The organism is Enterococcus sp. DIV2371, from assembly GCF_050498525.1.
Taxonomy (GTDB): Bacteria; Bacillota; Bacilli; order Lactobacillales; family Enterococcaceae; genus Enterococcus_B; species Enterococcus_B mangumiae.
Genome location: NZ_JBIPAJ010000001.1, coordinates 764,167 through 777,853, shown reverse-complemented (window position 1 = coordinate 777,853; position 13,687 = coordinate 764,167). Strand labels below are relative to the sequence as shown.

Here is a 13,687-nt window from a genome sequence, read left to right as displayed (position 1 = left end):
AGATAAAAAAACAAGCAGTCTTCTGGGATGGGAAGACTGCTTGTTTTTTTATTTTGTATGCGTCGTTAAACTCCGCAAAATTCTTTTATATGGCATGGCACGCCCAATCACGTAGATCATGATCGATTGGATCGGCACCCAGATAATGGCTCTTAATAAACGTGGTCCCCAAAATACCCAGTTCATCGGTACTTGGTACATAATGACTAACCATAGTGGTGTCAGGATCAAACTAATGAGCACTGTCACACTAAGTGTTGCTAAGATCGCATTTTTCCAAGTGATCTCTTTGCGATAGAAAAAGAAACCATAAATCGCTCCTTCAATAAAAGCATTCAACGTGAAGCCGATGAAAAAGACAGATTTAGGAAATAATGCCATACCCACGACATCAGCTAAAACAGACCCGATCCCTGTCCAAAATGGGCCAAATAAAATACCCATGACCACTTGGGGAATGAATGTTACACTGATTTTGAGTAATGGTGTTTCAAATGAAACTAAGCGAGACAGCGTGACCATCAAGGCGATCAACAGTCCCATGATCGTAATCATACGAGCATCTAAACGATTTTTCTTCATTTCTAGCATCTCCTTTAAGAGCTGCTACATGTTTCATGCAGCGAATGCGAAAATAAAACCGCGAACAAATGTCCTTCGTCCTAGAGGCAACATCCCATCCTCTAAGCACTTAACGCTTTACTTTCTACTCTGTTGATAGTGGGAATTTATCCCAGACAAACTATAGCATAGAAAAGGATTCTGTGTAAATAAAAAACTAATATTTCTATCAAAAACAATTCATTAGTTCGTAACGTAACAGACATTTAACAAACAAATCCTAATGAATAACCACAAAACACGAATTTTTATAGATGGTTGGGAAAAGGAATCTTGCTGCCCTCTTCATGGATGACTTCTCGGAACTCGAAAAACCCTGCTTCAAGCCCTCGCAACAAAACTTCTGCGGTACCGATATTCGTCGCTAAAGGGATATCATAAACATCAGCTAATCGGATCAATGCAGTCACATCAGGCTCATGCGGTTGAGCCGCTAAAGGATCACGAAGGAAAATCACTAGATCCAGTTCATCTTCCGAGATCATCGCCCCAATCTGTTGATCTCCGCCTAAAGGCCCTGAGTTGAATCGATGGACTGATAGTCCTGTCGCTTCTGCAATCTTTTGTCCGGTCGTCCCTGTCGCGAATAGTTCATGTTGTTCAAGTATCGTTTTGTAAGCAGTAGTAAATTTTATCATCAATTCTTTTTTGCGATCATGTGCAATCAATGCTATCTTCATCTGTCATCACTCCTTTTCTACCAGTGTAACAAATTTCTTTCTGGTTTGATATTCTACAACTTCCTATACAAACATATCAAGGACTTCTAGTACATCAAACCATGTCAGAATAGCCCATTGTTCAATTTTTATTATGTTTCTAGCGGTGTAGTCAATTGAACGCAACTGATGTGTAACAACTTGTCCAGAAATTATTTGTGGTTCTTTGATCTTAATATATGTATCAAATTTTCTTTCCTCTAGCTGAATCAAAATCCAACCACACAATATCTTTTTGCTTTGGATCATCCATTTATTTATAGTTCCTCTCCCTCAAGGTCCATTTCATCCCACTCTTTATCTTCTTGGGTAATTGACTCTCTAAAGACTGCCCATGCCTCTGGACTCTTGAAAATATCTTCTTTTTTGGGCTTTAAAACATATGTTTCACCTATTTTTATAATCGTATATATTTTTCCAACTTCTGGAGAAATATCTTTTGGAAAAATCGCTCCTACAGAATTTCCAATCTTTTAATAGTCGTTTCCATTATTATCATCTCCCAGCTCATGTTAAATTGAATTTATCTTCATTTAACATGAAAATCAAATTTTGTTTTCTTGGTTGCCTCCTTTTTATATCTCTTAATATCTACAAAGTATTATACGCTCTAAGATAGTGAATACACGGTAAATCTTTGATAAATCGAGCAGTAAAAACCAAAAAAATAAATTATCATATTGCTGGAGTTTGCTCTCATTATTGAAAGATTTGCTTCATGAACATCATTTATTCTATTTTGTACACATTGACGAAAGATTCCACGAATTCTTGTTCATTGTGACATTGATTATAGATAGCGCTTTCAACTATACTAAACACATCAAATAAAAGAAAAAAGAAAGCGTGGTTTGTTCGATGGTAGAAATGGCTCTGAAAAATGTATACAAGAAATATGATAACGCAGAAAATTATTCTGTTACTGACTTTAACTTGGCAATCAAAGATCGTGAATTTATCGTATTCGTTGGTCCTTCCGGTTGTGGGAAATCAACGACACTTCGTATGATCGCTGGTCTTGAAGATATTTCTGAAGGTGAATTGAACATCGGCGGCAAAGTAATGAATGATGTTGCTCCTAAAGATCGTGATATTGCGATGGTATTCCAGAACTATGCCTTATACCCTCACATGACGGTGTTCGACAACATGGCGTTTGGTTTGAAATTACGTAAATATGACAAAGCAGACATCAAACAACGTGTGGAAAATGCTGCGGAGATCCTTGGTTTGACTGAATACTTAAAACGGAAACCAGCTGCTCTTTCAGGTGGACAACGTCAGCGTGTGGCTTTAGGTCGTGCCATCGTACGTGATGCAAAAGTCTTCTTGATGGATGAGCCATTGTCAAACTTGGACGCGAAACTACGTGTTGCTATGCGTGCCGAAATCGCAAAATTACACCAACGTCTAGAAACGACAACGATCTATGTTACCCATGACCAAACAGAAGCGATGACGATGGCAGATCGTATCGTTATCATGAAAGATGGATTTATCCAACAAATCGGTTCACCGAAAGAAGTTTATGATACACCAGTCAATATGTTTGTCGCTGGTTTCATCGGCTCACCTGCCATGAACTTTTTCAGTGTTACACTAAACCAAGGCGTGATCTCAGATGGCCATGGGTTAAAACTAAGAATCCCTGAAGGTAAAAACAAAGTCTTGGTTGAAAAAGGCTACGAAGGAAAAGAACTTGTCTTTGGTATCCGTCCAGAAGATATCCATAGTGAGCAAGTCGTTTTGGATGCCTCACCAGAAACCGTCGTCAATTCAGAAGTTGTCGTATCCGAATTACTTGGTGCAGAAACAATGCTTTATACTCGCACTGGAACAACAGAGTTCATTTCAAAAGTTGACGCTCGCGACTTCCATAAACCAGGAGAAATGATCGATCTTGCCTTCAACATCAATAAAGGGCATTTCTTTGATAAAGATACAGAAGACGTTATTACGATCCCATAATCTGTAAACAATCGATGATAAATAAAAGTCCCAACGATCTTGTGATCGTTGGGCTTTGTTTTGATTTCTTCAATAACTAAACAGTTCTTTTGATCGTTCCTTGCATGATCTCGTTCTTTTGCTGTTTTTTTGCGGCAGTGAAAACTGGTACGTCGAAAAATTTGCTTAATGTACCAGCGATAAAATAAGCAATATTGTAATCCACTAAACTGTGGATCAAACCACCGATCCCCATCAAGATGAATACTGTATAGAAGTACCCTTCTGCGTAGTATGTTTCAGGCATGTTTCCAATAAAGAAGAACACACTGACGACAATCATCTCAACAATCGAATGGATCACACCAATTAGGAAATTAAATCCTTGAAAGCGCCAGTTCAATAAAGTGAACTCTCCGTCTTTTAAGACGATTCCTGGTTTTTTTTGTAAATACCATGCGCCGATCAGCGCAAACACCAAATGAGACAATGCGCGAAGTGCAATAATCACTGGTGTAGTCAAGAAGAAGCCAAATGTTGTACCTAGTGCTACTGCAACAGCGACACCTGGTGAAAAGAACATTGCGATAAATAATGGCACATGGGAAGCAAGTGTAAATGATGCAGGGGGGATCACGATTTTAGGCATGATCATCGGGATAAGAATCCCCATCCCAATCAGCAAAGCGGAAATTGTCAGTTTTCTTACAGAATTTGTTTTCATTTTTTTACTCCTTAACGTGTCTTGACACATTCATTTTGACTTATTGTACTGCTAAATCATCAATGTGTCAAGACACCTAAAGGCAAAAAGAAGCAGACACCTTACATCTTCTAAAGTCGAGTAAGTACGCCAAAAAAACTGTTTTTAAGATAATAAGAACCTCTTGAAAAAAATAGCTAAGCTTATTTTCTCAAGAGGTGTCTGATGATTCATCTTTTAGACGTTTTTTTCATGTCTTAGACTGATTGCTTTATTTCTTTAGCTGCTCCATTGCATTGCTTAGTGCAGCAAATTCTTCTAAAGAAAGTGTTTCGCCTCGTCTTTTCGGATCAATCTCTGCCTTAGAAAGACTTTCGGTCAACCAATTTTTTGTTTCTTCATCTTTCCCATAAGCATGCTGCAAATTATTCCATAAGGTTTTTCTGCGCTGTTGAAACGCAGCTTTGGTCAAACGGAAAAAGGCTTGCTCATCTGTCACAGAAACTGCTGGTGTTGCTCGTCTCGTCAATTTCAAAATTGCTGAATCCACGTTAGGTTGTGGAACAAAAACAGTTTTTGGAACAATAAACGCTAAGCTGGCTTCCATGTAATACTGGACAGCAATCGACAACGAGCCATATGCTTTTGTTCCAGGTTTAGCTGAAATACGATCGGCCACTTCTTTTTGCATCATCACGATCATTTCATCGACAACGACTCCTGACTCAAGAAAATGCATCATGATTGGTGTCGTAATGTAATAAGGTAGATTCGCAACTACCTTCAAAGGTAATTTTTCTTTGAATTGTGTACTTATTGCCTCTGCTAAATCGGTTTTTAAGATATCTTGATGGATGACTGTCACATTTTTATAAGGCGCAAGTGTATCCGCCAAAACAGGAATCAATCGGTCATCGATTTCAAAGGCGACCACTTGCTTGGCGTGACGTGCAATCTGCTCTGTCAATGCACCGATCCCTGGTCCTACTTCGATCACATTAGTTTGCTGATCGATTTGACCAGTCTCAATGATTTTTCTAAGGATGTTCGGCTCTGTCAAAAAGTTTTGCCCTAAGCTTTTCTTAAAAGAAAAACCGTGTTTCAATAAAATCTCTTTCGTTCTAGTGGGTGTTGCAATGTCCCGATATTCACTCATAATGATCCTCCACTTTTTTCATTGCCTGTTTAAACTCGTCTAACGTAATCCGGAACATGTTCAACCGTTTCTCCAATTGTTTTCCGTTGGTATAGCCGATGCGTAATTCGTCACCTAACATTTCCCGCTTTTCTTTTGCTTGAGGTCCTGCAATCAAACCTTGTGTCACAAGCATTTGTCTAGTGATTTCTGGTGTTTGTTCCTCATCATCGACTGGCGTGACGACTTTTTTCAATGCTTCTAAGATCGCCGTATCACTCGCATGCTCGACCCCTAAACTCCCTTTCTTCTTCGGGACTGCTTGATTCCTCGGTAAAAAGGCGTGTTTTGCTTGTGGTACAACTTCCATGATCGTTTTACGGATTTTTTCACCTGAAAAATCTGGGTCTGTAAAAATAATGATGCCTCGAGTTTCCTGCGCATGTTCGATCTGCATCAATATTTCTTCGTTGATCGCTGATCCAATGGTTTCTATCGTGTCGGCTTCAACCACTTCTTGTAATCGTCTCGTATCGTCTTTCCCTTCGACGACAATGATTTCTTGGATCTTTAATTTAGTCATGCTCTGCTAATCCAAACAAACGATGGGCGTTTTCCCATGTCTGTGCAGCTACTTCTTCCATCGGTAGCTGACGAAGTTCTGCGATCTTTTCTACTGTGTAACGTGTATAGCCCGGTTCATTTCTTTTGCCACGATACGGTACAGGTGCTAAATAAGGTGCATCCGTTTCGACCAACAGCCGATCCAATGGTACATTTGTGGCAGCTTCCTGCACATCTAATGCCTTTTTGAATGTGACTACGCCACTAAAGGAAATGTGCATCCCTAAATCAAGGAAACGTTTTGCCCACTCAAAATCACCACTGAAGCTATGCATGATCCCACCGATATCTCGGATGTCTTCTTCTTTTAAAACCTTATACGTATCTTCTAACGCATCTCTCGTATGGATGCTGATCGGTAGGCGCATCTCTTTAGCGATCGCGATCTGTCTTCGGAAGATTTTGTCTTGGACTTCTTTAGGATCTTCCATCCAGTAGTAATCCAATCCGATCTCACCTAAAGCAACTACTTTGGGTAAAGTCAATTGTTCTTGTAGTTTATTTTCGATTTCTTTCGTATAGCTGCCAGCTTCCGTGGGATGCCAACCGATAATGCTATAAATATTTTGGTAATCTTGACTAAGCATCAAAGACTTTTCGATCGTCGGCGTATCAAAACCTACGACTGCCATTTTAGTCACACCTAGTTCTTCTGCACGCTGGATCGTTTCAGGGATATCCTCATTGAATTGTTCTGCGTTCAAATGAGTATGAGAATCAAATATCATTTTTATCTCTCCTTTTCATTCATTACTTTAGCATATAAATAGGCTTTAAAGAAGTCTCAACGACTAAAAAACATGATATCTGTTACGAAAAAAACAAGACGGGATAAAAGTGTTCTCCCTAGAGAAGTCACTTTTATTCCCGTCGTTTATTCAGTGTTAGAGGACGCAAGAGAACTAACGTCTCCACTTTTTCAATCGAAACTTATTTACTTTCCGATTGTCTTTTTTTGTAATAAAACACAGGCACACCTAACAATGTCACTAAGATGCCGATCATCGCTAGATTCGTTTGTGTGATCAGTGTCATTCCTAAAATAAAGATTGCTCCTAAGATCGCGATGATTGGTATCACCGGATAGAAAGGCACTTTATAAGGACGAGGCATTTCAGGCGCTTTCTTTCTTAAAATGAATACGCCAATGAAAATCAATAAGCTAAATAGCCACATCACAAAAATCAGCATATCCGTCAGAAAATCAAATGATCCTAAGCTCATCATGATACATGCAATCGCTAGTTGGAATAACGCAGGTACATATGGAACCGTGAAATTTTTTGAGAGCTTTGATAACTGTTTACTGAATGGCAATTCATTTTCTAATGCCATGGCATAAGGGACGCGAATTCCGGTCAGTGTATAACCATTCAATGCCCCATAAACAGAGATCAAAATACCGATCGTAACAATTTTCCCTCCCAATTCACCGAAGATAACGGCAGACGCATCAGAGGAAGCATTCAAGTTTCCAGCAATTTGGTCGATCGGTAATGTTTTCAAAAAGACGAAATTGATCAATAAGTAGACGAATGTCACAAAACTTAATCCTAGAATAATTGCTTTTGGCAAATCCTTTTCTGGACGCTTCATTTCTCCAGCCATCGCTCCGACACCTAACCAACCATCGTAAGCAAAAAGTGTCGCCAACAAAGCACCACTTAGACCTTCTGCCCAGGAAACACCTTGTCCTGCTTCTACTGGAAATAATTGAACCGTCCCTTGTCCAGGTGTCAAAAGACCCCAAATGACGATCACTGCAATCGGGATCAACTTGATCACTAATGTAACAGATTGAACATAAGCACCGACTTTGGTCCCTAGGAGATTCAACCCAGTGATAGAAAGTGCCGTAATAATCGCGATCACTAATAAATAATTAGCTGGTAGTTGCAAAAGATTGATCAGCTGTGTCGCAAAGATGATCGACAGTGCCGCGATGTTGGCTGGAAAGTAGATCAAACTTTGTGCCCAGCCTAATAGAAAACTTGGTAACTTACCGTAAGCTGCTTCAATATATTTGACTGCTCCACCGGTTTCAGGAATCGCAGTGGCTAATTCAGCTACCGTTAGGCCGGCACAGATCGTTAAGAACCCTCCTAACAACCACGCGAGTAACGTCAAACTTGTTGATTGTGTACTTGCCACTACCGCTGCTGTTTTAAAAAAGACGCCGGCGCCAATCACAGTTCCCATCACTGTAGATAGTGCACCAAACAAATTGATCTCGCGTTTTAATTTCCCTTTCATCCTCTTCCTCATTTCGTATTTCTTTTTTATTTTTTTCAGTATAACTGAGAACTTTTCGTTTTACCATTCTTTTCAGAAATTTTTATTGAAAAACATCCCTCCTAAGACGGATGTTTTTTTGCTATATCTTCTATAAAATAGGACTACTTGGAATTGTAAGGAGGTAACCAGATGGATTTTCAATCAATCGATCCAAAATTAGCCACTTATTTAAAAGATAAAGGTGCTAATCTTTTTCCACAAAAAGAACAAAAGCAATCCAAGCTACATTGGTTATTGTTGATTTTATTTGGTTGGTTAACGATTGCGACATTTACGCAACAATTGCTACTGATGGCTGGTTTTCTTCTCATTGCGGCCTTGATCAAAGGACCTGGGATGTTGTTGTGGGGAATCGTCTATTCCTTTCTTGTTGGTTTGTTTCCGCCCATTGCTTTTTTACTTTCTGTCCTCTTTTTACTATTGAATGTCCAAACGATCGTCAAAAATTGGCGCGTCACGATGGTCGGGATATTTTTCTATGGCTATCCTTTAACAATGAACGCTTTGCGTCACTTGAACGATTGGGATACGACATGGTTCTTCGCTATTAGCTTACTGGTAGGTTTAGTGATTTTACACACGCTATTGCTCAAGATCTATGCACGTTATGGCAATAGCCGTCTGGTTGCTTGGTATATTTTATGTATTCCTTTTTCAATCGTAGCAGCTTTATTGCCAACAAAAGTCAAACAACGGTTAAAACTAAAGAAAGTCGGACGATGATTTCTCATCGTTCGACTTTTTTGACTGTCTCTAAAACGACTCTAGTGATGAATCGCTCCTGTGAATTTCATTCGTTTCAAAAACTGTTCATACATATCCTGGCTCATACCTAAAGTATCGAGCAAATAACCGTTCTCGGTTCCCCAATTACTTAAACCTCTATAATAAAATTCACGATGGATATCTTTGATGACGAAAGGCATGACATTGTGCTTCAAACATTCTTTGAACATGAGCAAACGTCCTGTACGTCCGTTGCCATCTGCAAAAGGATGGATTCTTTCATATTTCACATGGAAGTCAGCAATCTCAGCTAAACTTTTGTTCTTTTGATTCTCGTAGTTCGTAATTAAATCCATCATTTCTTCGCTTACGTTCTCTGGCGCTGCTGTTTCAACTTCCTCATAACCAAACCCAATCATATTTTGAACAATCTTGAATTCTCCAACAGGTGTCAGCGGATTTTTTTCATCGGTTGTTCCTCGTTTCAAAATACGGTGTAATTCTTTAATAAAATCATTCGATAATGGTTCTTCGATATGCTCAATCACGTAATCAAAACCTTTGAAATGATTTTCTGTTTCTTTGATATCATCTAGTTTCGTCGCCTCACCATTTTCAGCAGGAGGTAGAATATTATTTTCAAATATCAAGGCGGTTTGCTTCTCAGAAATTCTCGATCCTTCGATTCGATTGGAGTTATACGCCATTTCTACTTGCGTCAAATGGTAAATTCCACCATGCAGATTTGCTTTCCTTTCCAAGATAAATCGCGTGATCAAATCTAACTCATTCACATCCATCTTTATTCCTCCTCTCCCAATAGGTAGCGTAGTTATCCTATATTTCATAAATCATTCTGTCTAAACCAATAATCTGATGACTCGGTTTGGACTCTTTACTTTTTATACCTAGACACTTTTCTTTCTTATTGTAACATGTATGTTTTGTTTAGCTGTGACATTTCGAAAATTTCATTGAACAATGATTATGAAAGAAAGATTTAGTTTCGATAGGCTATTATTCTAGCTCTACACAAAAACTTTATCCAAGAAAAAATGCTCGATGTCTGAGTCAACCTATCCATCTTTTTATACATCAAATCTTTGATACTGTTCGATCGAATCTGCTAAATCTTCGACTGTCTGATTGCCTATTTTTCCAAACCAATGACTTGCATCACTATAATATTTTTTTGCACTTTTTGTATCGCCTAAAAGAATTGAAACATCCGTTAAGAGTACATATACTTGAAAGACAACTTCAGGTAATTCTGATTGTAGGTCCGCTCTTGATATTGCACTTTCAAGCATTTTTTTAGCTTCAATCGGGCTTTCGTGGGAATAAGCAAGCGTGTTACTTTCCCAATATAATTTTTCAAATCTTGATTTGTCTGAGTGCTCTCTTTTATGACTATAAGGTTGTGAAAAAATGAAATGATTCCCATTAGGATCAGTTATACTAAATCTTCTATCAGCATCTAAATTCTTTGGAATCCCCACTCTGGGTAAGCCATTTCTTGGCGGAACCTTCCCATGGATCTGTTTATAATTCGATATAAAAAGTTCGTATAATGAATCAATATTCTCAACTTCATATAAATACATATTCGTTGGCGTAGGTATTGTCAATTTTTTATAGCTGTAGAGTTGAAAATTTAAATACCCATTATCCATGATTGCATACCCGCGTGAACGTTTTTTGTTCTCATATAGATTAGTAAAACCAAGTTCCTTATAAAATGCAACTGTCTGTTCCATTGAAACAGCTGGCAATAATGGTACACTCTTTTTAACGATGATTTCATTCATTGAATTGCCTCCCTTAAAACTAAATTGGTAGAAATTTTATTCCCTACAATAATCATAGCAAATTAATGCAAATGCTAATGTTTCAACAAATAAACGTATATTTGATCATATATTTGGAAATATAAGTTGTCATGAACTTTAAAGTTTAATTATAATGAAAAGTAGAGGTGTATAAGAATGAGAGGCAACGAAATTGCAAAAGAATTGAATATTAGTACAAGTGCGTTAAGACACTATGAGTCTTGGGGGATCATCCCTAAAGTCGAACGAGCAAAAAATGGCTATCGAATCTACACCTATGAACATCAAGCATATTTTCGTTGTATCCGATCGATGCTTCCTGGTTTTGGTATGGATTTTATAAAAGAGATCATGCCTTTAGTTATGACGGGGGAAATGACAAAAGTTCTTTGGAAGATCAATGATGAACAAGTAAAACTTCATACAGAAAAGCAAATAGTCAAACATACCATCGCTATACTTGACCCAACTGCTCTATCAAGTACGCCAAAATATAAAGATAAAAAACACTTTTCGATTGGCGAAGTTGCCAAGGAAGCAACTGTATCGACATCTGCCATTCGCCACTGGGAAAAAGAAGGATTACTAAAGCCGACTCGGAATAAAGATAGTCGATTTCGAGAGTTCAATATTTACGATATTAGAAGAGTTTTCATTATTAGAACCGTACAACGTGCCGTATTTTCCTTAGAAAGTGTGAAAGAAGTACTTGAAAGACTTGATAACAATGAAATCAGCCATACCAGAGAAATTGCCGTTAATACCTTACAGCAAATCGATGGCATCTTATTGGAACAAATCAAGGGCATCTCCTCATTCAATGAGTTATTACGTGTGATCAGTGAATAGAATACCTATAGTTTTCGTTTTAATTAACGAGCCAAAGAATAAGACGACAACCACAAAATCTGAACATCGATTTTGTGGTTGTCGTCTTATTTACCGAGGCTAAATATTTTTGTTGAAACCTCTATTAGTTATTGCATTTTAGCCAACTTCTGAACCGTTTGGCATACCTTTTGGTGCTTCGATCACTTGGAGCGAGCCATCTGCTGCTTCTGCTGAAAGAATCATCCCTTGGCTGATCAGTCCGCGCATTTTGCGTGGTTTCAAGTTGGCAACGATCACCAATTTTTTGCCGATCAATTCACTAGGATCAGGATAAAACTCAGCAATACCAGATAAGATCTGACGGTCTTGGTTATCACCTGCATCTAAGCGGAATTGCAACAGTTTATCTGCGCCTTCTACTTTTTGACAATTGATAACTTCCGCTACTTTTAATTCGACTTTTTCAAATACATCGAACTTGATTTGTTTTTCTTTTGTGGAAACAAGTTCTGTTTCTTCTGGGTCCCATTTGACAGAGTCCTCATTTGTTTGAGTACCTTCTGACATTTTCGCTTGGATGTAGGCAATTTCTTCTTCCAACTCTAAACGTGGGAAGATCGGTGTGCCTTTTGCAACAACTTTAGTTCCAGATGGGAATTCACCGAAGTGCAATCCTTCAAGATCCATTGTTTCAGCATCCAACCCTAATTGATTGAAGATCTTGCTTGGTGTTTCTGTCATGATCGGTTGTAAGAGAATTGCTGTGATACGTAGCGACTCAGCTAAGTGGATCATCACACTCTCCAATTCTTTTTTCTTCTCTTCGTCTTTCGCTAATACCCAAGGCTCTGTTTCGTCGATATATTTGTTGGCACGAGAAATCAATACCCAAATTTCAGCTAAGGCAGTGTTGAATTCCATTTTTTCCATCGCATCATGGTAACGACCTACCACGTTCGCAGCAGTTGTCGATAACTCACTGTCAAATGGTGTCACTAATGAGGCATAATCAGGAACTACACCGTCGCAATATTTATTGATCATCGCAATCGTACGATTCAAAAGATTCCCTAAGTCATTCGCCAAATCGTAATTTACACGAGAAACAAAATCTTCTGGTGTAAATACGCCGTCTGAACCGAATGGTACAGCACGTAATAAGTAGTAACGTAGCGCATCTAAACCATAACGTTCTACAAGCATTTCCGGATAAACGACATTTCCTTTTGATTTAGACATCTTGCCATCTTTCATCAGCAACCAGCCATGTCCAAAGACTTTCTTCGGCAATGGGATATCTAATGCCATCAACATGATCGGCCAATAGATTGTATGGAAACGAACGATTTCTTTTCCGACCATATGGACATCTGCCGGCCAATATTTTTGGAATAATTGATCGTCGTCTGAGCCGTAGCCTAATGCCGTGATATAGTTTGATAACGCATCGATCCAAACATACACCACATGCTTCGGATCATTCTTGACATTGATCCCCCAGCTGAATGTCGTACGTGAAACCGCTAGATCTTCTAAACCTGGTTTGATGAAGTTATTGATCATTTCGTTTTTACGCGATTCTGGTTGGATGAATTCTGGGTGTTCTTCGTAGTATTCTAACAAGCGATCCGCATACTTGCTCATACGGAAGAAATAAGACTCTTCCTTGACTAGTTCAACTTCATGACCACTTGGCGCTTTTCCGCCGATCACTTTGCCGTCTTCATCTTTGTAAACTTCTGCAAGTTGTGTTTCTGTAAAGAATTCTTCGTCTGAGACAGAATACCAGCCTTCATATTCACCTAAGTAAATATCGCCTTGTTCAAGCAAACGATCAAAGATTTTTTGAACCGCTGCTTTATGATAATCATCGGTTGTGCGAATGAATTTATCGTAGCTGATATCTAATGTTTTCCACAGTTTTTTGACATCTGCAGCCATTTTGTCTACATATTCCTGTGGCTCTACGCCTAATTCTTCTGCTTTCTTCTCAATTTTCTGTCCGTGTTCATCTACCCCAGTTAGATAAAACACATCAAAGCCCATCAAACGTTTATAACGTGCAACAGCATCACATGCAATCGTTGTATAAGAATTGCCAATGTGCAGTTTGCCACTTGGATAATAGATGGGCGTAGTGATATAAAAAGTTTCCTTTTCTGCCATGGGGTACTTCCTCCTTTATCGCATGGTGCGAATTCGTTTCCTTGCTAGTATACCATAAAATGAATACGCTGTTAGCTTTTTTTGATAACTC

14 protein-coding genes, 1 pseudogene and 1 riboswitch are annotated in these 13,687 nt (G+C 38.7%); of the genes and pseudogenes, 3 read left to right on the top strand and 12 right to left on the bottom strand.

Annotation, left to right across the window (positions count from 1 at the left end; all coding sequences use genetic code 11):
- Positions 1-48: 48 nt before the first annotated feature.
- The 4 genes and pseudogenes from IGL24_RS03610 to IGL24_RS03595 all read right to left on the bottom strand — a co-directional run bounded on the left by IGL24_RS03610 (position 49) and on the right by IGL24_RS03595 (position 1,810).
- A complete protein-coding gene (locus IGL24_RS03610) occupies positions 49-582 on the bottom strand; it encodes a folate family ECF transporter S component (protein WP_206853332.1) in 534 nt (177 codons plus the stop codon).
- A 36-nt stretch (positions 583-618) separates the two neighbouring features.
- Positions 619-716: riboswitch (THF riboswitch) on the bottom strand.
- Positions 717-869: 153 nt separating this feature from the next.
- A complete protein-coding gene (mgsA, locus tag IGL24_RS03605) occupies positions 870-1,301 on the bottom strand; it encodes a methylglyoxal synthase (protein WP_207115541.1) in 432 nt (143 codons plus the stop codon).
- 63 nt (positions 1,302-1,364) lie between these two features.
- Positions 1,365-1,593, bottom strand: a pseudogene (locus IGL24_RS03600) (type II toxin-antitoxin system PemK/MazF family toxin).
- 4 nt (positions 1,594-1,597) lie between these two features.
- On the bottom strand, positions 1,598-1,810 hold the full coding sequence (locus IGL24_RS03595) for an antitoxin MazE (RefSeq protein ID WP_347401514.1): 213 nt from the start codon (positions 1,808-1,810) through the stop codon (positions 1,598-1,600).
- Positions 1,811-2,198: 388 nt separating this feature from the next.
- Between IGL24_RS03595 and IGL24_RS03590 the strand changes: the two genes are divergently transcribed.
- The gene (locus IGL24_RS03590; RefSeq protein WP_206853341.1) at positions 2,199-3,308 is read left to right on the top strand and encodes an ABC transporter ATP-binding protein; all 1,110 of its coding nucleotides are present in this window, start codon (positions 2,199-2,201) and stop codon (positions 3,306-3,308) included.
- 76 nt (positions 3,309-3,384) lie between these two features.
- On the opposite strand, the gene IGL24_RS03585 is transcribed toward IGL24_RS03590, so the two are convergent.
- The 5 genes from IGL24_RS03585 to IGL24_RS03565 form a co-directional block, all read right to left on the bottom strand.
- Positions 3,385-4,011 carry a hypothetical protein gene (locus IGL24_RS03585; protein ID WP_207115542.1) on the bottom strand — a complete coding sequence of 209 codons (627 nt, stop codon included), beginning with the start codon at positions 4,009-4,011 and terminating at the stop codon, positions 3,385-3,387.
- Between the two features lie 250 nt (positions 4,012-4,261).
- Positions 4,262-5,146, bottom strand: coding sequence for a 16S rRNA (adenine(1518)-N(6)/adenine(1519)-N(6))-dimethyltransferase RsmA (gene rsmA / locus IGL24_RS03580; protein ID WP_206853348.1), 885 nt, complete (start codon positions 5,144-5,146; stop codon positions 4,262-4,264).
- Positions 5,139-5,708, bottom strand: a complete 570-nt coding sequence (gene rnmV, locus IGL24_RS03575; RefSeq protein ID WP_206853350.1) for a ribonuclease M5 — start codon at positions 5,706-5,708, stop codon at positions 5,139-5,141. The genes rsmA and rnmV overlap by 8 nt, the downstream gene beginning before the upstream one ends.
- Positions 5,701-6,477: a TatD family hydrolase gene (locus tag IGL24_RS03570; RefSeq protein ID WP_207115543.1), complete on the bottom strand. Its 777-nt coding sequence runs from the start codon at positions 6,475-6,477 to the stop codon at positions 5,701-5,703. Before IGL24_RS03570 ends, rnmV begins: the two co-directional genes overlap by 8 nt.
- A 202-nt stretch (positions 6,478-6,679) precedes the next feature.
- Positions 6,680-8,002 (bottom strand): APC family permease, encoded by a 1,323-nt coding sequence (locus IGL24_RS03565; protein ID WP_207115544.1) that lies wholly within the window; start codon positions 8,000-8,002, stop codon positions 6,680-6,682.
- 171 nt (positions 8,003-8,173) lie between these two features.
- Here IGL24_RS03565 and IGL24_RS03560 point away from each other — a divergent pair, with 171 nt between their 5' ends.
- Positions 8,174-8,767: a hypothetical protein gene (locus tag IGL24_RS03560; protein ID WP_207700092.1), complete on the top strand. Its 594-nt coding sequence runs from the start codon at positions 8,174-8,176 to the stop codon at positions 8,765-8,767.
- 41 nt (positions 8,768-8,808) lie between these two features.
- Here IGL24_RS03560 and IGL24_RS03555 read toward each other — a convergent pair whose 3' ends face one another.
- Together IGL24_RS03555 and IGL24_RS03550 are read right to left on the bottom strand one after the other, a co-directional pair.
- Positions 8,809-9,570 (bottom strand): Fic family protein, encoded by a 762-nt coding sequence (locus tag IGL24_RS03555; RefSeq protein ID WP_206853359.1) that lies wholly within the window; start codon positions 9,568-9,570, stop codon positions 8,809-8,811.
- A 288-nt stretch (positions 9,571-9,858) separates the two neighbouring features.
- Positions 9,859-10,578: a hypothetical protein gene (locus tag IGL24_RS03550; protein WP_207700091.1), complete on the bottom strand. Its 720-nt coding sequence runs from the start codon at positions 10,576-10,578 to the stop codon at positions 9,859-9,861.
- A 177-nt stretch (positions 10,579-10,755) separates the two neighbouring features.
- On the opposite strand from IGL24_RS03550, the gene IGL24_RS03545 reads away from it, so the two are divergent.
- Positions 10,756-11,448, top strand: coding sequence for a MerR family transcriptional regulator (locus IGL24_RS03545; RefSeq protein ID WP_207700090.1), 693 nt, complete (start codon positions 10,756-10,758; stop codon positions 11,446-11,448).
- A gap of 138 nt (positions 11,449-11,586) precedes the next feature.
- On the opposite strand, the gene metG is transcribed toward IGL24_RS03545, so the two are convergent.
- Entirely contained in the window at positions 11,587-13,596 is a 2,010-nt protein-coding gene (gene metG, locus IGL24_RS03540) for a methionine--tRNA ligase (RefSeq protein ID WP_206853363.1), read from the bottom strand.
- Between the last annotated feature and the right edge of the window lie 91 nt (positions 13,597-13,687).

Excerpts from the sequence above, each read along its gene's own strand:
- IGL24_RS03610 (WP_206853332.1), bottom strand. The coding sequence starts at position 582 with ATGAAGAAAAATCGTTTAGATGCTCGTATGATTACGATCATGGGACTG.
- mgsA (WP_207115541.1), bottom strand. The coding sequence starts at position 1,301 with ATGAAGATAGCATTGATTGCACATGATCGCAAAAAAGAATTGATGATA.
- IGL24_RS03590 (WP_206853341.1), top strand. The coding sequence starts at position 2,199 with ATGGTAGAAATGGCTCTGAAAAATGTATACAAGAAATATGATAACGCA.
- IGL24_RS03585 (WP_207115542.1), bottom strand. The coding sequence starts at position 4,011 with ATGAAAACAAATTCTGTAAGAAAACTGACAATTTCCGCTTTGCTGATT.
- rsmA (WP_206853348.1), bottom strand. The coding sequence starts at position 5,146 with ATGAGTGAATATCGGGACATTGCAACACCCACTAGAACGAAAGAGATT.
- rnmV (WP_206853350.1), bottom strand. The coding sequence starts at position 5,708 with ATGACTAAATTAAAGATCCAAGAAATCATTGTCGTCGAAGGGAAAGAC.
- IGL24_RS03570 (WP_207115543.1), bottom strand. The coding sequence starts at position 6,477 with ATGATATTTGATTCTCATACTCATTTGAACGCAGAACAATTCAATGAG.
- IGL24_RS03565 (WP_207115544.1), bottom strand. The coding sequence starts at position 8,002 with ATGAAAGGGAAATTAAAACGCGAGATCAATTTGTTTGGTGCACTATCT.
- IGL24_RS03560 (WP_207700092.1), top strand. The coding sequence starts at position 8,174 with ATGGATTTTCAATCAATCGATCCAAAATTAGCCACTTATTTAAAAGAT.
- IGL24_RS03555 (WP_206853359.1), bottom strand. The coding sequence starts at position 9,570 with ATGGATGTGAATGAGTTAGATTTGATCACGCGATTTATCTTGGAAAGG.
- IGL24_RS03550 (WP_207700091.1), bottom strand. The coding sequence starts at position 10,578 with ATGAATGAAATCATCGTTAAAAAGAGTGTACCATTATTGCCAGCTGTT.
- IGL24_RS03545 (WP_207700090.1), top strand. The coding sequence starts at position 10,756 with ATGAGAGGCAACGAAATTGCAAAAGAATTGAATATTAGTACAAGTGCG.
- metG (WP_206853363.1), bottom strand. The coding sequence starts at position 13,596 with ATGGCAGAAAAGGAAACTTTTTATATCACTACGCCCATCTATTATCCA.